Origin of the sequence: Xenorhabdus szentirmaii DSM 16338, assembly GCF_002632585.1 — a bacterium.
GTDB lineage: Bacteria > Pseudomonadota > Gammaproteobacteria > Enterobacterales > Enterobacteriaceae > Xenorhabdus > Xenorhabdus szentirmaii.
On sequence record NZ_NIBV01000001.1, the window covers coordinates 2,119,680 to 2,142,311 of the forward strand.

The following is a 22,632-nucleotide window of genomic DNA, read 5'->3' on the forward strand; positions in this document are numbered from 1 at the left end:
GTATCGGTTTATTTTATTTGGTTGTTATGATGAATAATAAATGATTTATACTGGAGGTTTTATCTTTATTATTAATGGTCATAATTATATTATTTTATATTTTGGGTGAACTTTATTTGAAATAAATTTTTGGCTTTTATTTTTCTTTATGTTACATCCATTTTATGGATGCGTTAAGTAGTATGCATTAATTTTACTTTGTTGTTATGTAATAAAAATAAAGTTCATTATGTTTATTAAGTTCATTAATTAAAATGAGAGGTTATTATGAGAAAACAAGCTTGGGCACCTCCATTTACATGGGGACCATGGGTTGACTTAGCTGAACATGTAGGACCTTATGCTTATACTGTTTCATTTGATACTATTTCTGAAGCGCCCTCATCATTTGATATTGAGATTGAATTTGCATCAAATTCAGGGATGATACAAGTCAGTACGATAGGGCCAGGCTCTTATACGATTCAAGGTAATGATGGCGCTGGTACAGATCGTATTCGTTTCAAGAGTCATTCAATAGGTCAAACAATAGAAGTAACTTATTAATAGTTATTTAAATAAATTAATTATTAATATGATTATCTTATGGCTTCTTTGGCAAAAAAGAAGCCATTAATTTATATTAATTTAGTTTGCTAACTATATCATTTAATATTGCGTTAGATTCAACAGCTTGATCAAACCCATTTTCAGTATGAATGGGATTGATTATATTGGTATTTTTAAACGCCGGTTTTCCGTTAAAGAAAACAGACACTTCTTTTCCTACATTTCTTTCCCAAAATAGATTGAATGGCTTGCTGCAATCAGCACTGTTTTTTATTTTCATGAAAATCATATTGCTTTTTTCTTTCGGAATAAGTTGCTCTATACATGATTTAGTTAAATGAAATGTTGAGTCATTGGTTTTATAATCCATCGAAAAAGGCTTTTGTACTGAAACACAACCTGAGATAATTATTGCTAACATTGATAACACACCTATTAATCTCTTCATCTTTCTTCACCTATTTTTACAGTACATTTTTATGTGCCATGATTACTAATGAAAATCTTCATACTAATAAATTTATAATAAGATTATAGACTTTCTTATTTTACAATCCACTTTATATCGAAATTAAAAGGTAAGCTATAAAGTTGCTTGTTAAGTCGCATTTTATTCGTCTCGATCACTTATATAGCGAGGTTGCAAGCGGCAGATGGCATCAAGGCTAGATATTCGGTGATATGGTAATCATGCAGTGCGTAAGACTGATGGACACCGATGAGACAAGGCAACTGGTGGTACTGACTTTAACAAGTTATATCTGGTTTAAGTGTTCAGATTTGCCAAAATATTTTTATTTTAATGTATCGCAAATTTGCTGGTCACTCGACAGCCAAATTTTTCCCAAAGCGAAAGCTGATTAACGATAGGCAATAATTGTTAATATCACACAAGGAAATCAATGGTGATTTCTCTGCTCATTTAATGAATTTGATCCAGATAAAATGAGGTCATATTTTTCATCTACGTTTTTGTAGAATAGTTATAAAACTTTCTTGTTTTATTATCGCAATAGGCATCTTCTAAGTATCATAGTCTAAATAAAGAGAAATATAAGACTTTAATCCATTACCTGACACAGACATAATTTTAGAAATTATGTTATTATAAATATAATGGCTATCACAAAAACTACCATTATCATGTGCTTTGCTCTCATATTCTGCATAATCACAAAGAAAAGCAGAGCATATCTATAATCAGATAAATTCTGACTCCCAGATATGAAAAATATTTTCATCACTGACCATAATTAATATTGAATCACCGATAGGACATTTTATATCAACTTTTTCAAGTTTTCCTATCAGAGTTTAAGATCACCAAGTACACGTTTGTAAGCTTTTGTATAAACCCTATTTTTGGAAACAACAACAATTGAAAATTTAATATTAATGATATGCCTGATTATATGGTTGCATATGACTAAGATCTCTCCAATATGTTTTAATATAGTGGAGTTCTAAGGTGTTAGCAGTAGTTTTATCTTAAAGTATTTCTATATGTTCAGGATAAACTTTAATCTCTAATCCATCAAGCTTTCATTGATGTTTTGCAAACCTTGCCATATATCTACGCCAATTTCTCTAAAGTAAAGCAAACGGCCTATACCAACCCCGCTAATTAAGTAAACAGAAAGGGGGGGGCTAGATTATATTAGTTATCGAGGACAGCCCCTAAAATTAAATAGCTTGAGTCCAGTTTAATTTCTATCTCAGGCATTATTAGAATTTTAGTTTAATCTGTCAATTTTTTTGGAGCGCTTCATATTTTATAGATCTTCCTGCTCATTAAAATCTAATTTTTAATATGAAAAATCCTTGAAATTAAAAATGAGGGTTGAGATTTTGAAGCTTGAATATCTCATATCTTTAGCTTAATGCATATTCTCGTTAAAACAAGATTAGGCCGATAATGAATATCAAACCAGAAAAAAGCAGGGCTGTGATGCAATAACCCATCATATCGCGTACACCGAGTCCTGCGATAGCCAGTGCGGGTAATGCCCAAAACGGTTGTGCCATGTTCATCCACTGTTCACCATAGGCGATGGCCATAACGGATTTACCCAAATCTGCCCCCAATGCTTCAGCGGCAGGTATGACAAATGGTCCCTGAATGACCCAGTGACCACCACCAGATGGCACGGCAAAGTTGATAAGTGCGGAACTGAAGAACGTCATGATTGGGAAGGTGTCTTTGTTGGCGACATTGATAAAAAATTCAGTAATTAGGCCACCGAGTCCTGAACCTTCCATCATCAGTTGAATACCGGCATAGAAGGGGAACTGAACCAGAATCCCTGCCGTGCTTTTCGCCGCCGCCCCAATGGCACGCATATATGCCATCGGAGTTTTATGCAGTAATAAGCCAATCAGCAGGAAAATCATGTTGACCGTGTTAATGGTTATGTTGAATCCGTTTTCGCTGAAGTATATGCCGAGGTAGGTGAAACCCAGTATTGCGATGATCCACGTGATAACACGGCTTTCTTCCATACGTTCAGAGAATGGGGCGTCCCGCGCTATTTTTTTCTGGAAATCAGGTTCTTCTTCCAGTAGCAGGGGGTTGATCATCACAATATTGTCTTTCTTCGGCATCATCATACGGGTCACAAACGGCATGATGATGATGAGGCTGAGAGTGATAAAAATGTTGTAAGGGGTAAAGAGAGTCTGGCTGATAGGGATCAGCCCTGAGAGATGTTCAACCGGGTTACCCGGTGTTGCTGCCAACAGAGGCATTGAGCCGGAAAAACCGCCACCCCAAGTCAGGAAACCGATGTAAGCGCAGGCGATCAGAAGCGGATAATCAGAACCAGGCACCCGGCGAGCAACCTCGCGGGCAAACATCGTGCCGACAATCAACCCGAAACCCCAGTTAATGACACAAGCGACAGCGCTGAAGAAAGTCACCAGCATTACCCCCTGTCCGGGGGTTTTTGCCTGCGAGGCTGTCAGTTTCAGGATTCGCTTAACCGGACCAGAGCTCGCCAGTGCGTGACCAGTGACAATAATCAGCGCCATCTGCATCCCGAAAGCAAGCAGGTTCCAGAAACCATCTCCCCACATTTTGACCAGATTCACTGGTGTGCTTGGTGTTAACGACAGGGCGGTGATAAAAGTGAGAATAGTGAGCAGCATTGCAAAAATCAGCGGATCGGGCAGATAACGGCTGACAATCCGTGTCATCACACGAGCAATGCGGGCGATCATAGGTGGCCTCCAGCGACATTAATCGGCATTATTTTCACGTCTGGAGAGATAATAAATTCGGCTTCTGTTTTTGCCTTGATGGTGTCAATGTCCACATTGGGTGCATATTCACACAGCACCATCCGGCCATTTTCGAAACGAAATACAGCGAGTTCAGTAACCAGTGTATCCACTGCGTTGACCGCTGTTAGTGGCATCGTGCATTCACGCAGAATTTTGGCTGAGCCATCTTTTGCGCAATGTTCCATTGCAATGATGACGTTGCGGGCACCGGTTACCAGATCCATGGCACCCCCCATGCCAGATACTTTTTTACCCGGCACCATCCAGTTAGCAAGATTGGCGTGTTGATCGACCTGCAACCCGCCCAGCACACTGACATCAACGTGACCTCCGCGGATCAGTGCAAAGGAGAAGGCGCTGTCAAACATCGATGCTCCCGGCAGTACTCCACAAGGCTGACCTCCTGCGTTGACCAGATCTTTATCCGGCTGCGTGACAGGCCCCAAACCGAGAAAACCGTTTTCAGACTGTAGGGTGATATGTACCCCCTCAGGCAGATAGTTCACTACCTGAGTGGGCAGGCCGATGCCAAGGTTAACAATATCGCCGTCATTCAGTTCAAGGGCAACACGGCGGGCGATCAGTTCCTTAGTGTTCATGGTGGATCCTCCTTACCGAATAATAATATGATCGATGATGGCTCCCGGTGTGACAATGCAGTCCGGATCGAGGGAACCCATCGGTACGATTTCATCGGATTCAGCAAGAGTGATATCCGCAGCCATTGCAATGAGTGGGTTAAAGTTACGTGCGCTGAGATGATAGGTCAGGTTGCCGGAAGTGTCGGCTTGGTGGGCCTGAATCAATGCCAGATCAGCATATAGCGGGAGTTCAAGAAGGTATGTCCGGCCATTGATGACTTTTTTCTCTTTGCCTTCTTCAACGATAGTCCCTACACCCGTTGGTGTCAGAAAACCACCTAAGCCTGCACCAGCACACCGAATCCGCTCTGCCAGCGTACCCTGTGGTATCAGTTGCACTTCCATTTCACCGGAAAGCATGCGATGGCCTGCTTCTGGGTTAGTGCCAATATGGGATGCAATTAATTTTTTTACCCGGTTATTAACAATCAATGGCCCTATACCTGTATCAACAAACGCAGTATCGTTGGTGATGATGGTTAGATTTTTTACATTGGTTTCCAATAGCGCGGTAATTAAATGTTGTGGTGTCCCAACGCCCATAAACCCACCTACCATAATGGTCATTCCATCACAGAAAAATTCTTTTGCCTGATTAAGCGTTATTTGTTTATTTTTCATATTTATTTTCTGTTAATAAAAATATCTTCAACAATAAAATAACGAATGGTATAGCGACAGATTAAATTTTATTTTCCGTTAACAATAAAAGTATTAAAGTTTTGTAATTGTGAGCCTGACCTGTCTTTAATAGTGGTATATCATCCGATAATCCTGTAGAGGTAATTATTGAGTGGTTTGTATAGGCGGTATTATTGTTCCTTTGGTATGTAGTAAAACTAAAAACCCTTTAAGGTATATTAAGGAGTGATTAACATGTCAGATATTCGAAATATTATTAATGTTGATAATAATTTTGGTTGTAAATACAAAGTGAATTTATTTAATCAGGAGTCAGAAAATAAACTCTTCCCCCTCTTTCCTGACCATGTGACTGTTTCTCCGGGAAATGATTCATCTACCGGTGGTATGTGGACTCCGTGGTGTGATAGTCAGCAAAGTATTGACGCCGGCCATTATATCAAAGTGACTTTCAGCCAAAAGGGGGCTTCTGATATTGTGAATTACATATTTCAACATGGGCGTTATGTATATTTTACAGATGACAGTAAACAGTTTGACAATAAACAGATTATGTCTGGTGATTCAGATAAAGGTAAGGGGGAATATAAGCTTTAAATTAGAACAAATGGGGAGCTTCCTTTAATGGTATTGAATAAATATTGATTTGTTGTTATTTATTATAGAGAGATAAGGTTTATATTTTTAGCCAATTTTTAATCGGGTTTTAAATAATTAATGTCATTGTTTTTTTATGGATTAATATTTAATGTTGGTTATCTTGTAAGAAATGATGACATTATTAATGTGTTATATAGGAAAACTCCATCGTGTTGGTTATGGTGATTAGCTTTGTTAAATGATATTAATTAGTTTTGCTGTTCCAGATAATTAATATGGGTCAATTGGTTACATGGTAGTACTGAACAACATCTCGCCAATGTGAATAATCCAGATTTGATTATAGCCGCACAATCTTTTCAATGGATGGATCGGGAAAGGGTATTAGAGTTAGCCAGAAGCAGTCTGGCAGATAATGGTGTCATGGCGATTCTACAAAATAACCGTGACTACCGATACAGTGAGTTTCTCAATGAATATGAAGATCTGCTGGAAGAATTAAGCCCTAACTATAGCTGCCACTATCGGGATTTTGATTATGCACAGGAATTAAATACCACATTCCGACATGAAGAAAATGTGAACCAGATTACACTCAATATTTGGTGGAATATGATTATTCCTAATGAAGAATTTATCGGAATGGCCAGTTCATCGACCCAAGTACAACTATTCAGATTTCACAAACCTCGGGGCAGCATAGGGGAATTGTTTCCTATTTTGGATGCCGGCAATTCAGGCTTATTTATTGTTGGTGCAGCTGTGTTTTTCTAGGGATACAGAAAGCCGATATACAAACCAGCAATACCGGAATTTATTCGACAGTGATGACATGAGAGCGAGTCAGGGAAGGTATTGGAAAAGGTTGGGTATTGAAAAAAGGAGGGGGATTGCCCCTCCTGTTGTTTCTTGTATTTATAGTAAGGAAATTTTGGGGTTAGGCAACATCAGCGGCTGTTCGGCCTCGGCTGGCTGAAGGTTTTGCAGCGTGTTCCCTTGAACACTTCCGGCATCAGGGAATGCAGCCATTGCGCCAACCAGATTTCCCAGGATCAAGTTTTCTTCTTCTGAGAAAGTAGCAACTGCATCAGCCATCATGGCAGGTTTGACAGCTTGGCGGCTAGCCCAGGATAAATCCATCAGCATGTCCTGAGAGCCTTGAGTGTCATTTGCTTTGCTTAAGCGTTTGACCAGATCATCCACGTTAATCATTGATGAGGTTCCCTCCAGATTGATATGCAGATGGGTCTTTACCTTGTGGTCAAATGCCTGACGCACCACCAATGCTGTCCCGTTGCCTGTGTCAGTCAACATCAAATCATCATTGTGCTGGCTCACCAGAATGCTTTCCGGATTCGCTATCGGCAGGATCAGGCGATCCAACTTTTGTGCCGGATCATTATTATCGATGATCACGGTACGGTAGTGATCCCACGCTTCCCTAGTGAAATTATAGGAGTCGTGATTGGCTCCACCATACAGCAGCAGACTATCGACACCGTCAATAAGTGGTGGTGTCAGATTGTCATCGGCTTCCCCTCCTTGAAGCAGCAAAGAGGAATTAATTCGTTCTACGTCATTGAGTTTATTGATTGTTAAGGTTTTGTCATCATTGAGACAGTACAGTTTCTGATTCGTCTGATCATACACATACGCCGTCTTATTTTTTGCATCGGCTCCGATAAAACTCAGATGATCTGAGGTTCGGATTCCATTGCCTACAAATTTCTGACCGCTGCCAACATCAAACCAGCTTGGTGTGTTGTGGCTTTGTAAGGTCAGTGCCCCTTGGGCATGCCACTGACTGGCAAGTTCAGAGAGTGCCTGCGCCTGATCAGTTTTGTTGTTGCTCTGCCATACTTCGTCAACACCAATTAACTGCAACTTGCCATTATTGGCCCGGAACAAAATCTCGCCCTTGGTTGTGGTCAGGCGCATGCCGACATCAACCAGCTGTACTTCTTTTAGGGACAATTCAGGTGTCAATTCACTGGCAACAGGGATCTGCGCCGATGTGTCAAGCACTTGGTCAGAGCCAAAAGCGGCAGCCAGCTCACTTGCGGTCATGGCAGGCTGGTAATATAGCTTACCGCTTTCAGGTTCAAAGAACCGTGCGGAGGTGCTACCCGCTTCGAATCCCAGAAATTGTAATGGCTTGCCCTGTAATTCTGCTGAAGCGACTACCACTTGTCCGTTGTGATACCACACCGGCAATTGGCTCTTGCCATCGGTGCCTTTGACGCCAAACACGGCCAGGGTAGCTCCGCTGCCAGCGACGCCGGCCAGATCCTGCCACCAATGAGTCCGTTCCTTGAGCCAATGTTCGTTAACGGCTTCGTAGTTAAGCTGTCCCGACGCATTGAGTTGAGCCACACGCCCATCTTCAGTGATGGCAAGCAAGCCACCATTCAGGTTGACCACGTTAGCCAGTGGGGGAGTGCTGACGCGCAATGCTGTGGGATGGCTGGCGTCAAGTTCTGTCTGCCCCGGGCCTTCCTGACGGAACAGGACCTTTTGCTCATGGCTGTAGAAGAAGAACACTTCTTTACCAGCAGGGGTGGTGATACTGCCTGCTAATACCAGATCAGCCGGAATTTGCCAGTGGCTGCGGGCTTGTTTAAGCTCTTCTAAGGACAGGGTGTTATCTGCTGGCGGAGCCAGATTTGGCTTGATCAACGTCCCGTCGTTGGTGCGTATCCAGTAGCGGTGCTTCACGTTATCTGCATCTACGCCAAATACCGTGATCAGGTCCGCACCCGTCGGCTGAACCTGCTGTGTGCCCAGCGTATATGTCGACAACTCACCCCGGGTGCTGTTGCTCTCGTAGCTCTGGCGTATCGCACCGAGCACATCACCATGTCTGTCGGTGTTTGCCAACTGTTGGAGCAACTCATGGTCACCCACAACACTGACGAGCTCCATTCGGTCACCGACGATCCGGTAACCCAGCTCGGCTGCCCTCTCTTTCAATTGATAATGGCGTGCCAGATAAACTGCATTTCCTTCTTGCCATAGCCGACTGATCTTGCCCGCATTATGGTTGAACCATGGCATAAACTGCGCATCAACCTGTCCGGTGGCGATGTCTACCCGCCATGCCGCCGCGTTGTCGGCGTCGTAGAAATAAGCGTGGTCGCCCATCACTGCGCCCAGCTGGGCGTGTTTGGCCTGTTCTTGGGTCGTGTCAGTGAATATCATCCGATCTTTAGCGACATCATAGAAGGCTTGGCCGACATCATGCCCATTGTGGCTGTAGTTTTCCACCACCACATATTGCCCGTGCAACTGATGCGCTTTGGCAAGATCACTTAAATGCTGCTCGATTTGCTGGCCGGGTACTTGCCACTTGCTCGCATCCTCTTTGATCACATCAGCCGTCAGTGTGGAGAAGTTGATTTCGCGCACTTCGTTATTGCTGTTGACCAGCAGCACCTGTCCGTTCTGGGACGGGTCAAGTTCCACCACAACCCCACCGATTTCCAGTCGGTTTTTCGTGACCTTGATCGTGTCGCTGTCAAGCTGGCTGCTATCAATGATCCAGCGTGACGTGCCGTCCGGTTTGATAACGTCGCTCATGAGCTTCACACTCGCCCCTTCGTTCAACCCGATCAGGTACTCGCCGCCTGCACCTTTGATTTCGTAATGCAGGTAGCCACGCAGCTCCTTGGGAAGCTCCGGCACTATCAGTTTCCTGCTGCGCTGGTCGAGTATGACTTCAACAGGTGTCGCCACATACTCCTGATGGATCCTGCGGATCGTATACTCACTCGGGAAAACGTAGAAATCATAGTCAAAGCGCTTATCATCTTCGAGCTTGCGGATCACATCGAAGCCGGTATCACCGCGCGTAGTTGCCCCCGGGAGTATCATATATTCGTATTTGATGAAGGATTTGGGTGTACCCGGCAAGATCAGCACATTACTGTCATTGTGGTCGAGCTTATGGGAAGCCTCTTTATGACCGATTCCACTGCGCACTTCGATTGCCTGGCTGCGATCGTGCACCATTCTCGGAGAATCTCCGACCCAAAAGAAATAATTGATTTTCCCTGAACCTGTAGGGCCAGAATGGGTACGGTAGATGTACTGGCTGTCGAAGCCCACCTGTTTATTGCGCAGATCTAACGTCTTGATGACAGCGCCGGCGAGAGGCACCAACACATCTTGCCCGCTGTCATACCGATAACCATTACCCGCGTAGGCTTTATCGAGCAGATCGAAATAACGCCCCACAGCCTTGGCATCCTCGGCGACTGCCCCAAAAGCCTGGGCCAGTGCGGTGAAGCCCACGGCAAGCCCGCCAAGGATTACCCCTGCACCACCGAGAACGGCCGCAGTTGTTGATGCTCCGACCATGCCGGCACCAAATCCGGCAGCACCGGTCACGAAACTGGCGGAATCGAACGCCAGTTGAGTTCCAAATACCGCTTTCTGTGTATCCGTTTCTGCATGGGCGAGTTCATAGGCGTCTAACCCAACAAAAGCGCCACCAAAAAGCAAGCCTATGCCTTCGTTGGCAGTATGCGCTAGAGCGGAAGAAAACTCCTTGAGTGATGTTTCGGCACCCACCACTTCACCGCGCAATGCGGTACGCACCAGCTCAGTCACTTTAACCACATCGTTGATGCTGCTGTGCGCCATTTGGGCGTAGTTAAGGTAGCTGTGGATCTTGAGTGCAGTGGCCAGATCTGGCGAAGATATCCCTTGTGCAGCATCGTTGCGGTTCTTGTTGGCAAACCACTGGATCAGCGTCTGTACCGCAAACCCTGCGTTCAGCCCATCAACGGGAGCGGCTTCGCCAACCCCGCCATTGTGCTGTATCTGGCCGCGTTCGAGGGTGAAATGCTGACCCAACGTGCGCATATGCTCATCAATAAAATGGCGGAATTTGATAAAGGTATCATCGCTGCTGTTTATCCACATTTCTTCAAGGTTATCGCGATTGATGAATTGGATGCGATAAGGGCCTTCATCCTGTTCCTTGATATTGTCAATCACCGGCATCCAGCGCTGGTCAAGTCCATTTTCCCTGGCAAGCTCTGTTATGGCGTTGTCGAATCTTTCTCCCCACAGCTCAGCATCAAGGGTCACCAAAGCAGTACGTAACTGGGTGCTTTCGGCAACCTTTTCTTGGGTATTGACGACTTGTTTGGCCCATTGACGTTGCTCTATGACGGTGGCCAGTTCATCGGGGCGGGTCAAGTCAGCAACATCCAACCCATTGCCTACCGGTACTTTTGCCATCTTGGCAGGATCGATCTCCACCAAGTTGAAGGCGGGGGTCGACTTGCTGCCAAATGCGCCATAATGCACGGCCAATTTGCGTGTCACTAAGTGTTTCTCCATGGCATGGGAGAAATTTTCCACGTTGTCAAATGCAAAAATTCCGACATTGGGGTCATAGAAATAGTACCGGCGTCCTTCAGCTCCAACGGTCACTCCCACCATCATTGCGTGATTTCGGGTATTGAGGGCGAAGGTTGAGGTGCCAGCCGATTCTTTCAGCAGGGAACTAACTTCGGGTAAAGTAACCTGTCCCCGCGCCGTTGACGCCTGTACGGCCTCAACATTGGAGTGGAGTCTTGCCAGACTGTTTTTTAGCAGCGTGGAACTGCCTTCCTGAGGGGAAGCCGCGGCCGAAAAGAGTTTTTCCACCAGACTGTTGACACCCACCTCACCATTGCCGGACAACGCCACCGCCATGGCCCTGACCAACGGATAGCAACGGCCGCCAGAGACATCTCCGACCAATGACAGATAGAAATCTTGTGGTACCAGCTGGCTGGAGATACTGCCGGCACGTTGAAAATCTTCGCTGAATACGGCGGTCTGGTTCAGGACTTTATCAATGTATTCAGCTTGGCTCGCTTTAGTGATGCGGCCGACTAAGGCTCCCCGTTGCTTGGGGGTAAGCTGGCTGTCAAAAAACAGGTCTTTCATCTCCAGTGTCGACATTCTATCGTCAAAACCCGGAATGCTGACATCTTGAAAGTGACGCAAGCCATCAATAAATTCAGGGGGCGTTTCCCTTCGTTGATAAGCTTCGGCGATAGCATAACGTTCGCCCAGGCTGAGATTGTGTTCCTGACCACCACCCTGAATAGCGGTATCATTAATCTGCAACACGGCATCCATACCGTTCTTGGATTTTATCTGCTGCCACAACCAGCTTTGTTCGACGGAGAACACTTCACGCAAAACGGAATCGTATTGCTCTTTGTAGAAATCCAGCGTGATATTGAGCTGCTTTATCTGTTGGTCAATAAAGGCAAGTTTGGCACTGTCTCTGGTGCTGTTCCGGAGCTGATAGAGATCGCTTCGCTTGTCCACTAATTGTTGAGTGTCTGCTGTGATTTTGTCCTGAACCTTATCACGCAGCCCAATCCATGCGGCAATCGCTGAATGGTGCGGAGAAAATTCCCCTTCTTTATATATACCATCAGAGATCCCCTCGGTTGATATTCCGAACTGATCAGCAACCTCTTTGAGTTTTTGGTGAATTTTTTCACGGTAATCAGTGAATTTTGCCTGACCATGAGCAGTTACCTGACTGTCAGCGACCTGAATTGACAGCGGCTCCTCGCCGTTGCGCAGCTTCGGCCAGAGCATATGACCTTCTCGCTGGTACTCCTGACGCTGGAACACCAGTTGCCATTCACCATCAACGTATTGCATGTAAGCCGCAGCAAGACCTTCAGCCGTACCGGCGACCTGATAATCCTGATAGTCCACGGCCATGACCACATTATCATACAGCAACGAGCTGTTAACCCGGCCGTCGTGGTAGACTCGATAAGTATTGTCATCAAGGTGGGTCACCACGATTGAACATCCCGACAATGATCCCGTGAACAGAAAACTTCCCGGAACCGCCTGTTTAGGAATATCCACATAGGCAGGCAACGCCTTAGCCTGATTTGCGCCGTTGTAGCCGAGGAAATATGCGGGTACGCTGTTCGTGCTGCCCGCAACATTATTTGTACCCAGATCAATGTATTCAACTTCGTATAGGCCTGGCTTGACCTTCACCAATTGAGCGTGTCCCTCTGCCGGGAGTTGTCCTGCCCTGACCAATGCTTCCACACTGATGGTATTGGATTCAGCGAACGATACCGGATCAGCGGCAAATTGTTGAATATCGGCACTCCCTTCGCGGGATTCGGTGCCATTTCCTATAGGCATTAAGCCCCCTTTGAGTTCACGATCCCGTACCGCTTGTGCCAGCAATGCCGGGTTGGATACATCGTATCCCCGCCTTTGCAAGGTTTTCCCCAGGGTCTTCTCGAGCGGGGCATTGGTGAGCAGGGATTCTGTTGCTGCCGCTGCGATCAGTCGTGCCCGGGATTGACCATGACTGCTCGATTCACCTTCAACCGTTTCAGAGTAAGAAATGCCTTTGTCTACGTGATACATGCCAATCGGAGTATGTCTGATAAAGGCTGTCGCCGGCAGTAACTCATTGAGCTGACGGCCGATAGCATGTGCATGCTCGACCCCTGCATTGGAAAGGTAGATCACGGCTTGGTCGGTACGGCGGCCCAGATTTTTCGGCCCCATGATTTTGGCCTGCTCCAGCCAGCCACGGTTGTCATCATTGAACAATCGGGTCAGCGCACTGGCAAGCGAGCTGAAATGTGCCTTGTCAACGTTAATGGTTAGCCTGGCACCCACCTTGGAGCGAGTGCTATGGCGTTGTTTGAAATCTTTGGGAATGACCCGGAAAGCATCGGCAGTGCCCAGGGCAGCATCGGTTTGAGAGGACAAGGCGGTATTCTCGCTGCCTTGTACCAAGATATCGGCCGTAGTCGTACGTGCTGCCAGCGTCTTAATATCATTGACAAATGACCGTTGCTCACTTTCATTGAGGCCGCTGATATCAGCCGGTTTGTCATTGCTGTAGCGCATGTAAGCATCTTTCTCTAACGTCTTCTCCAGCATTTTCTGCTGTCCGATCAATTCAGGGGTCCATTTATGACCGCTTTCGCTGAATCCTTGTTTAATCGCCTGAATCAACACCTTGATATCCGGTTTTCGCTGTATCTCTTTAAGAGTCGCCTGCGCTGACATAAGCAGAGATTGGTAGCTATTATTCGGCATGATAATTCTCCTCAAAGGCTCCTACTGTCCTATTGATAAACTTTATGGGTGACAACACGTTAAATATGGTCATGGTTAAATATGGCTAAATATAGTCATGGCAAATGCATCAACTCGCCTGAGCAATAATTCAATCCTCCATCTGCAAAGCGTACTGCCGGGCTTAAAACCCATATAAAGCGGGCTATTGCGGCATAAGTTAAAAAATCAATACCTTGCCGGGAAGATGACAGGATCATCTTCTTGTCCCTTCTGGTTTCAAGTTCGTTAATGGGGAAGATTTCAGGTGAAGCAGTATAAAGAGGCAGAGCCTGATTGGAAGAAGGGTTCTGCAACAATAACAGGCAATAATCAAGGGTAAATGGCAATGCATTAGCAGATATACAGTCTTTGTCAATTGTCATGCCCATCGCGTGATTCCGTTCATATATTGCCAATAATAAATCGTATTGATTATTATTATCATATAGGTGACTGTTATCAATTAACTTTACAGAAAATAACAAGAAACAAATATAAATATATAGAAGGAAAATCTGATGACACGAATTAAAGAGGGGTTAATTTCGCGACGCAAAAGCGTACCCAACTCTGTCGCCATTGCCAATAAAACCTGCCCATAAAACCTTCCCATAAAACAACGGTGGTCGTCGTGACAATTCCTTTAACGTTGCTAAGCCTGCCAGATATACCTCATTAACTTGAAGGGATAAGTTTAAAAATGGTTATTTAACCCGTAATGACGTTTGTCTGGCTGTCACTTGGGCCCATCAACTCTTGGCCTCGCCAAATCAGGATCAGGGCCGTAATCCTATTTATCAATGATAAATAAAATTTAATTACTCTTGATGGAAAGAATATGTGGATTTGTGCTCGATCCTGGACTTGAGCATGTATTCCTTTTGGTACTCTTCTTTATTTTAAGGAAGAGAAGAAGAAGCCTGCATGACACAATATTGATGACAGCCTTGGCATTCAAGCCAGTGATAAATTTTATGATTAAAGCGAAATTTCAGCAGAAAACCGTACGTTATTTCCTTATTTGGAATGGTATCCTCTTTAATATCATTAATCTCATTTAAAACAAATAATTGCTTGCAAAATAAACAAAATTTCCAGCTGAACGCTTAACCAACAATCCTATTTTATAAAACCATTGAGGTTATTATGTACAGTACAGATTTGTTACTGAACAAAATCAATCAAACCCGCGATAGCCAAGCAATGACTCTCGCAGACCTTCAGCCTTTCTCATTCCATGAATTGAGAAGTATGTTCGAACAACAGCTTAGCTGGGGAGAAGCTCACTATCTCTATCGCGAAGCTGCTGAACAAAAAAAACGTAATCGCCTGTTGGAAGCGCGTATTTTCACCCGCACCAACCCGCAATTATCCGCTGCTGTCCGTCTGGGAATTGAACAAGACAGTGCTTCACGCAGCTATGATGAAATGTTTGGCTCCCGTTCTTCTTCCTTTGTGAAACCGGGTTCAGTGGCTTCCATGTTTTCACCGGCTGGCTATCTCACAGAGTTGTATCGTGAAGCAAAAGACTTGCATTTTACAAGTTCTGCTTATCATCTTGATAATCGCCGCCCGGATCTGGCTGACCTGACTCTGAGTCAGAATAATATGGATACGGAAATCTCCACCCTGACGTTGTCCAACGAACTGTTGCTGGAACATATTACCCGCAAGACCGGAAGGAATTCGGATGCGTTGATGGAGAGCCTGTCAACTTACCGCCAAGCCATTGATACACCTTACCACCAGCCTTATGAGACTGTCCGTCAGGTCATTATGTCGCATGACAGTACGCTGTCAGCGCTGTCCCGTAACCCGGAGGTGATGGGACAGGCGGAAGGGGCTTCATTACTGGCGATCCTGGCTAATATCTCTCCGGAGCTTTATGACATCTTGACTGAAGAGATTACGGAAGAGAACGCTGATGATTTATTTGCGAAAAACTTCAGTGAAAATGTCACACCCGAGAATTTCGCGTCACAATCGTGGATAGCCAAGCATTATGGTCTTGAGCTTTCCGAAGTGCAGAAATACCTCGGGATGTTGCAGAATGGCTATTCTGACGGCGCCTCTGCTTATGTGGATAATATTTCAACGGGCTTGGTAATAAATAATGAGAGTAAACTTGAAGCTTATAAAATAACACGTGTAAAAACAGATGATTATGACAAGCATGTGAATTATTTTGATTTGATGTATGAAGGAAATAATCAGTTTTTTATACGGGCCAATTTTAAAGTTTCAAGAGAATTTGGGGCGACTCTCAGAAAAAATTCAGGAACAAGTGGGATTGTCGGTAATCTTGCCGGGCCTCTGATTGCCAATACGAGTTTTAAAAGTAATTATCTGACGAACATATCTGATAGCGAATACAAAAACGGTGTAAAGATATACGCCTATCGCTATACCTCTTCCAGCTACGCCGAAAATCAGGGTGGCGGGATATTCACTTTTGAATCTTATCCCCTGACAATATTTGCGCTCAAACTGAATAAAGCCATTCGCTTGTGTCTGGCTAGCGGGCTTTCGCCGAATGAACTGCAAACGATTGTACGCAGTGATAATGCACAGGGCGTCATAACCGATTCAGTTCTGACTAAAGTTTTTCATACTCTGTTCTACAGTAACCGTTATACATTGAGCGTTGATGATGCACAGGTGCTGAATGGATCGGTCATCAATCAATATGCCGATGACGACAGGGCCAGTCATTTTAACCGTATCTTTAATACACCTCCGCTGAAAGGGAAAATCTTTGAAGCCGACGGCAGCACAGTCAGCATTGATCCGGGTGAGGGGCAGGCCACCTTCGCCCGTTCAGCCCTGATGCGTGGTTTGGGGGTCAACAGTGGTGAACTGTACCAGTTGGGCAAACTGGCGGGGGTACTGGACGCACAAAATAACATTACACTTTCTGTCTCTGTTATCTCTTCACTTTATCGCCTTACGTTACTGTCCCGCAGCCATCATCTGACGGTCAATGAACTCGGTATGCTTTATGGCTTTTCGCCGTTCAATGGCAAAACAACAGCTTCATTGTCTGCTGGTGAGTTGTCACGGCTGGTCATTTGGTTCTATCAGGTGACGCAATGGCTGACCGAAGCGGAAATAACCACTGAAATGCTCTGGTTGTTATGTACTCCGGAGGTCAGCGGGAATATTTCACCGGAAATCAGTAATCTGCTTAATACCCTCCGGCCGCGTCTTAGTGAAGATATAGCACAAAGTAACAATCGAGAACTTCAGGCTGAAATTCTGGCACCGTTTATTGCCGCAACGCTGCATCTGGCGTCACCGGATATGGCGCGTTATATCCTGTTGTGGACCGATAACCTGCGACCGGGCAGTTTGGATATTGCCGGGTTTATCACACTGGTATTGAGAGAATCGTTAAATGCCAGTGAAACGGCCCAGTTGGTACAATTCTGCCATGTGATGGCACAGTTATCGCTTTCCGTACAGACACTGCGCCTCAGTGAAGCGGAACTTTCCGTGCTGGTCATCTCCGGCTTCGCCGTGCTGGGGGCAAAAGGCCAACCCGCCGGACAGCACAATATTGATACTCTGTTTTCACTCTACCGATTCCACCAGTGGATTAATGGGCTGGGCAATCCCGGCTCTGACACGCTGGATATGCTGCGCCAGCAGACACTGGCGGCAGACAGGCTGGCCGCAGTGATGGGGCTGGACATCAGTATGGTAACGCAGGCCATGGTTTCCGCCGGCGTAAACCGCCTTCAGTGCTGGCAAGATATCAACACCGTACTGCAATGGATAGATGTGGCATCAGAACTGCACACGATGCCGTCGGTTATCCGCACACTGGTGAATATCCGCTACGTGACTGAACCAAGCAAAACTGTGCCAGAACTCCCTTCTTGGGATGAGTGGCAAACGCTGGCAGAAAATATGGCAGCCGGTCTGAGTACACAACAGGCTCAGGCGCTGGAGGATTATACCGCAGAGCGCCTGAGTAGCGTGCTGTGCAATTGGTTTCTGGCGAATATCCAGCCAGAAGGTGTGTCCCTGCAAAGCCGGGATGATTTGTACAGCTATTTCCTGATCGATAATCAGGTCTCTTCTGCCGTGAGAATCACCCGACTGGCAGAGGCGATTGCCGGCATTCAGCTCTACATCAACCGGGCGCTGAACCGGATAGAGCCCAATGCCCGTGCCGATGTGTCAACCCGACAATTTTTCACCGACTGGACGGTGAATAACCGTTACAGCACTTGGGGCGGGGTTTCGCGGCTGGTCTATTATCCGGAAAACTACATTGACCCGACCCAGCGTATCGGGCAGACCCGCATGATGGATGAACTGCTGGAGAATATCAGCCAGAGTCAGCTTAGCCGGGACACCGTAGAAGAGGCGTTCAAAACCTATCTGACCCGCTTTGAAACCGTGGCAGACCTGAAAGTGGTCAGTGCCTATCACGACAACGTCAACAGCAACACCGGGCTGACCTGGTTTGTTGGCCAAACACGGGAGAACCTGCCGGAATACTATTGGCGTAACGTGGATATATCACGGATGCAGGCGGGTAAACTGGCAGCCAATGCCTGGAAAGAGTGGACAAAGATTGATACCGCGGTCAACCCCTACAGGGATGCAATACGGCCGGTCATATTCAGGGAGCGCCTGCACCTTATCTGGGTAGAAAAAGATGAAGTGGCGGAAAACGGCACTGATCCGGTAAAAACCTATGACCGTTTTACACTGAAACTGGCGTTTTTGCGTCATGATGGCAGTTGGAGTGCCCCTTGGTCTTACGATATTACCACACAGGTAACAGCTGTTACTGGTAACAACCCTGACGCTGAACGGCTGGGGCTGGCGGCATCAGGCTTTCAGGGCGAAGACACTCTACTGGTGCTTGTGTACAAGACCGGGAAAGATTACAACGATTTTGGCGGCAACAACAAAAATGTGGCAGGCATGACCATTTACGGCGATGGCTCTGTGAGAAGAATGGAGAACACCGTACTCAGCCACTATAGCCAACTGAAAAATACCTTTGATGTCATTAATGCTCAAGGTAATGACAATACTCAAGATAAAGACTTAGTCAGAAAGGCCAGCTATCGTTTCGCTCAGGATTTTGAAGTACCTACCTTGTTGAAGATGGGTTCAGCCATCGGTGATTATAGTTTGACGGTTATGGAGAACGGGAATATTCCGCAGATAACCAGTAAATATTCCAGTGATGACCTTGTTATTACGCTACATAATGCCGCTTTTACCGTCAGGTATGATGGTAGTGGCAATGCCATCAGAAACAAACAAATCAGTGCCATGAAGCTGACGGGGGTGGATGGAAAATCCCAGTACGGCAATGCATTTATCATCGCAAATACCTTCAAACATTATGGCGGTTACTCTGATCTGGGGGGACCAATCACCGTTTATAACAAAACGAAAAACTATATTGCATCAGTTCAAGATCATATTTACAGCTCAACCAACATGAGGCGTTTGATTCTAACACCTGTTGATATGGGAAACGGTGCGATAGGGAAAATCGAAAGTTATTATGCTCGACTTTTCGAGTTTTCATTTTCCCCAACCTCTGCCCTACGCGCAGTTTTTGATGTTGGCAATATGAAGAGCCGTGATTTTGAAAAGTGTATATATTCTATTGATGGCGCAAGGCCTGCCAATGACTTCCATATATGGTGTTCTTATCAATCATCCGGTTGGTTGTTTATTAATACGGGAGTTAATAATACCGATATCAAAATTACGGTGGTAGCTGGCAGTAAAACCCACACCTTTACGGCCAGTAACCATGTTGCCTCCTTGCCGGCAAACAGTTTTGATGCCATGCCGTACACCTTTAAACCGCTGGAAATTGATGCTTCATCGTTGGCCTTTACCAATAATATCGCTCCGCTGGAGATCATTTTTGAGGCCAGGGCCAAAGACGGACGGGTGCTGGGTAAAATCAATAATACGCTGTCTGTGAAACGGGTGAATTATAATCCGGATGACATTCTGCTTCTGCGCGAAACCCGTTCGGGTGCGCAATATATGCAACTCGGCGTTTATCGCATTCGTCTTAATACGCTTTTGGCACCCCAACTCGTATCCAGAGCCAATACGGGCATTGATACTATCCTGACAATGGAAACCCAGCGGCTGCCTGAACCTCAGTTGGGTAAAGGTTTCTATGCTACTTTCACCCTGCCACCTTACAATTCAGCGACGCATGGCACCAACCAGGCATTCCAGCTCAACCTCAAACATGTGGTTGATGATAATGTACATGTTATTTACGCAGGGCTGTTGCAGGACACCGAGCTTGCTGTTCGGCTCTTTATTCCTCTGGATGATACACCGCGTAGTGATGAATTCATTGCCAAAGTGTTTTTAATCACTCAGAAGAACAAAAATGATACTGCATGGGCAGGGCCACATTTTACGAATAAAGGCGGCGTAATAGGTATCCATAAAAGCTCAGATGTCAGTATGTTTGCCAACATACAAATACATAACGGCACTACTACCGAACCTCTGGATTTCAACAGCGCCAGCGCCCTCTATTACTGGGAACTTTTCTATTACACCCCGATGATGTGCTTCCAGCGCCTGTTACAGGAAAAACAGTTCGACGAAGCCACAAAATGGATGAACTATATTTACAATCCTGCCGGCTATATCGTTAACGGGGAAATCGCGCCGTGGACCTGGAATTGCCGGCCGCTGGAAGAAACCACCTCATGGAATGCCAATCCGCTGGATGCCATTGATCCGGATGCCGTGGCCCAAAATGACCCGACGCATTATAAAGTTGCCACCTTTATGCGCCTGTTGGATCAACTGATTCTGCGCGGCGATATGGCTTATCGTGAACTGACCCGCGATGCGCTGAATGAAGCCAAAATGTGGTACGTGCGCGCTTTGGAATTGCTGGGTGATGAGCCGGAGGATTACGGCAGCAGCCAGTGGGCAGCTCCGTCCCTTTCCGTCGCGGCGAGCCAAACCGTGCAGGCTGCCTACCAGCAGGATCTTACGATGCTGGGCCGTGGCGGGGTTCCCAAGAATCTCCGCACGGCTAACTCGCTGGTGGGCCTGTTCCTGCCGGAATATAACCCGGCGCTCACCGATTACTGGAAAACCCTGCGATTGCGCCTGTTTAACCTGCGCCATAATCTTTCCATTGACGGACAACCGCTATCGCTGGCGATTTACGCCGAACCTACCGATCCGAAAGCACTGCTTACCAGTATGGTACAGGCCTCTCAGGGCGGAAGTGCAGTGCTGCCCGGCACATTGTCGTTATACCGCTTCCCGGTGATGCTGGAGCGTGCCCGCAATCTGGTGGCGCAATTGACTCAATTCGGGACTTCCCTGCTCAGCATGGCAGAGCATGATGATGCCGATGAACTCACCACACTGTTACTGAAACAGGGCATGGAGTTGGCGACGCAAAGCATCCGCATTCAGCAACGCACCGTGGATGAAGTGGATGCGGATATCGCTGTATTGGCAGAGAGCCGGCGCAGTGCGCAGAACCGTCTGGATAAATACCAGCGGCTGTATGACGAAGACATCAACCACGGAGAACAGCGGGCAATGGCACTGCTCGATGCGGCAGCAGGCCAGTCTCTGGCCGGGCAGGCGCTCTCAATCGCAGAAGGGGTGGCTGATTTAGTACCAAACGTGTTCGGCTTTGCCACTGGCGGAAGCCGTTGGGGGGCAGCACTGCGTGCTTCCGCCTCTGTGCTGTCGCTTTCCGCAGCCGCTTCCCAGTCTTCCGCAGAAAAAATCAGCCGTTCAGAAACCTATCGCCGCCGCCGTCAGGAGTGGGAAATTCAGCGTGATAATGCTGACGGTGAAGTCAAACAAATGGATGCCCAACTGGAGGCACTGAAAATCCGTCGCGAATCCGCACAGATGCAAGTGGAATATCAGGAAACCCAGCAGGCCCATACTCAGGCTCAATTAGAGCTGTTACAGCGTAAATTCACCAACAAAGCCCTTTACAGTTGGATGCGCGGCAAACTGAGCGCCATTTATTACCAATTCTTTGACCTGACCCAATCCTTCAGTCTGATGGCACAGGAAGCGCTGCGCCGCGAACTGAATGACAGCGGCGTCACCTTTATCCGGGGCGATGCCTGGAACGGGACTACCGCGGGTTTGATGGCAGGGGAAACGCTATCACTGAATCTGGCAGAAATGGAAAAAGCGTGGCTGGAGCGTGATGAGCGGGCATTGGAAGTGACCCGTACCGTATCGTTGGCACAGTTCTATCAAGCCTTATCCTCAGACAACTTCAATCTGGCAGAGAAACTCACTCAATTCCTGCGTGAAGGGAAAGGCAACGCAGGCTCTTCCGGCAATGAATTAAAACTCAGTAACCGCCAGATAGAAGCCTCAATGCGTTTGTCCGACCTGAACATTTTCAGCGACTACCCCGAAAGCCTTGGCACTACCCGTCAGTTGAAACAGGTGAGTGTCACCTTGCCGGCACTGATCGGGCCGTATGAGGATATCCGGGCCGTGCTGAACTATGGGGGCAGTATAGTCATGCCACGCGGTTGCAGCGCCATTGCGCTTTCCCACGGCGTGAATGACAGCGGTCAGTTTGTACTGGATTTCAACGACACTCGTTATTTGCCATTTGAAGGTATTCCGGTGAATGACAATGGCAGTCTGACGTTGAGTTTCCCGGATTCAACGGATCGGCAGAAAGCGCTGCTGGAGAGCCTGAGCGATATCATTCTGCATATTCGCTATACCATTCGTTCTTAATTTAAAACATTGTGACAGGCAGGCTCCTGAGGGAGCCTGCCCAAGG

10 protein-coding genes are annotated in these 22,632 nt (G+C 46.5%); 4 read left to right on the forward strand and 6 right to left on the reverse strand.

Features of this window, described 5'->3' with window-relative positions; genetic code table 11:
• Positions 1-267: 267 nt before the first annotated feature.
• A complete protein-coding gene (locus Xsze_RS09615) occupies positions 268-546 on the forward strand; it encodes a colicin Z C-terminal domain-related protein (RefSeq protein ID WP_038240581.1) in 279 nt (92 codons plus the stop codon).
• A 76-nt stretch (positions 547-622) separates the two neighbouring features.
• On the opposite strand, the gene Xsze_RS09620 is transcribed toward Xsze_RS09615, so the two are convergent.
• The 4 genes from Xsze_RS09620 to atoD all read right to left on the reverse strand — a co-directional run bounded on the left by Xsze_RS09620 (position 623) and on the right by atoD (position 5,090).
• Positions 623-997, reverse strand: a complete 375-nt coding sequence (locus Xsze_RS09620) for a hypothetical protein (RefSeq protein ID WP_038240580.1) — start codon at positions 995-997, stop codon at positions 623-625.
• 1,445 nt (positions 998-2,442) lie between these two features.
• Positions 2,443-3,765: a TIGR00366 family protein gene (locus Xsze_RS09625; protein ID WP_038240579.1), complete on the reverse strand. Its 1,323-nt coding sequence runs from the start codon at positions 3,763-3,765 to the stop codon at positions 2,443-2,445.
• Positions 3,762-4,427 (reverse strand): 3-oxoacid CoA-transferase subunit B, encoded by a 666-nt coding sequence (locus Xsze_RS09630; protein ID WP_038240578.1) that lies wholly within the window; start codon positions 4,425-4,427, stop codon positions 3,762-3,764. Before Xsze_RS09630 ends, Xsze_RS09625 begins: the two co-directional genes overlap by 4 nt.
• A 12-nt stretch (positions 4,428-4,439) precedes the next feature.
• The gene (gene atoD, locus Xsze_RS09635; RefSeq protein ID WP_038240577.1) at positions 4,440-5,090 is read right to left on the reverse strand and encodes an acetate CoA-transferase subunit alpha; all 651 of its coding nucleotides are present in this window, start codon (positions 5,088-5,090) and stop codon (positions 4,440-4,442) included.
• 255 nt (positions 5,091-5,345) lie between these two features.
• Here atoD and Xsze_RS09640 point away from each other — a divergent pair, with 255 nt between their 5' ends.
• Positions 5,346-5,708, forward strand: coding sequence for a hypothetical protein (locus Xsze_RS09640; protein ID WP_051462495.1), 363 nt, complete (start codon positions 5,346-5,348; stop codon positions 5,706-5,708).
• Between the two features lie 324 nt (positions 5,709-6,032).
• Positions 6,033-6,485 (forward strand): class I SAM-dependent methyltransferase, encoded by a 453-nt coding sequence (locus tag Xsze_RS09645; protein ID WP_209435303.1) that lies wholly within the window; start codon positions 6,033-6,035, stop codon positions 6,483-6,485.
• A 141-nt stretch (positions 6,486-6,626) separates the two neighbouring features.
• Here Xsze_RS09645 and Xsze_RS09650 read toward each other — a convergent pair whose 3' ends face one another.
• Entirely contained in the window at positions 6,627-13,808 is a 7,182-nt protein-coding gene (locus Xsze_RS09650) for a TcdA/TcdB pore-forming domain-containing protein (RefSeq protein WP_038240576.1), read from the reverse strand.
• Between the two features lie 95 nt (positions 13,809-13,903).
• Positions 13,904-14,218 carry a hypothetical protein gene (locus tag Xsze_RS22685; protein WP_244431836.1) on the reverse strand — a complete coding sequence of 105 codons (315 nt, stop codon included), beginning with the start codon at positions 14,216-14,218 and terminating at the stop codon, positions 13,904-13,906.
• Between the two features lie 757 nt (positions 14,219-14,975).
• On the opposite strand from Xsze_RS22685, the gene Xsze_RS09665 reads away from it, so the two are divergent.
• Positions 14,976-22,586 (forward strand): Tc toxin subunit A-related protein, encoded by a 7,611-nt coding sequence (locus Xsze_RS09665; RefSeq protein ID WP_038240574.1) that lies wholly within the window; start codon positions 14,976-14,978, stop codon positions 22,584-22,586.
• Positions 22,587-22,632: the final 46 nt, after the last annotated feature.

Excerpts from the sequence above, each read along its gene's own strand:
- atoD (WP_038240577.1), bottom strand. The coding sequence starts at position 5,090 with ATGAAAAATAAACAAATAACGCTTAATCAGGCAAAAGAATTTTTCTGT.
- Xsze_RS22685 (WP_244431836.1), bottom strand. The coding sequence starts at position 14,218 with ATGGGCATGACAATTGACAAAGACTGTATATCTGCTAATGCATTGCCA.
- Xsze_RS09630 (WP_038240578.1), bottom strand. The coding sequence starts at position 4,427 with ATGAACACTAAGGAACTGATCGCCCGCCGTGTTGCCCTTGAACTGAAT.
- Xsze_RS09640 (WP_051462495.1), top strand. The coding sequence starts at position 5,346 with ATGTCAGATATTCGAAATATTATTAATGTTGATAATAATTTTGGTTGT.
- Xsze_RS09650 (WP_038240576.1), bottom strand. The coding sequence starts at position 13,808 with ATGCCGAATAATAGCTACCAATCTCTGCTTATGTCAGCGCAGGCGACT.
- Xsze_RS09665 (WP_038240574.1), top strand. The coding sequence starts at position 14,976 with ATGTACAGTACAGATTTGTTACTGAACAAAATCAATCAAACCCGCGAT.
- Xsze_RS09625 (WP_038240579.1), bottom strand. The coding sequence starts at position 3,765 with ATGATCGCCCGCATTGCTCGTGTGATGACACGGATTGTCAGCCGTTAT.
- Xsze_RS09620 (WP_038240580.1), bottom strand. The coding sequence starts at position 997 with ATGAAGAGATTAATAGGTGTGTTATCAATGTTAGCAATAATTATCTCA.
- Xsze_RS09615 (WP_038240581.1), top strand. The coding sequence starts at position 268 with ATGAGAAAACAAGCTTGGGCACCTCCATTTACATGGGGACCATGGGTT.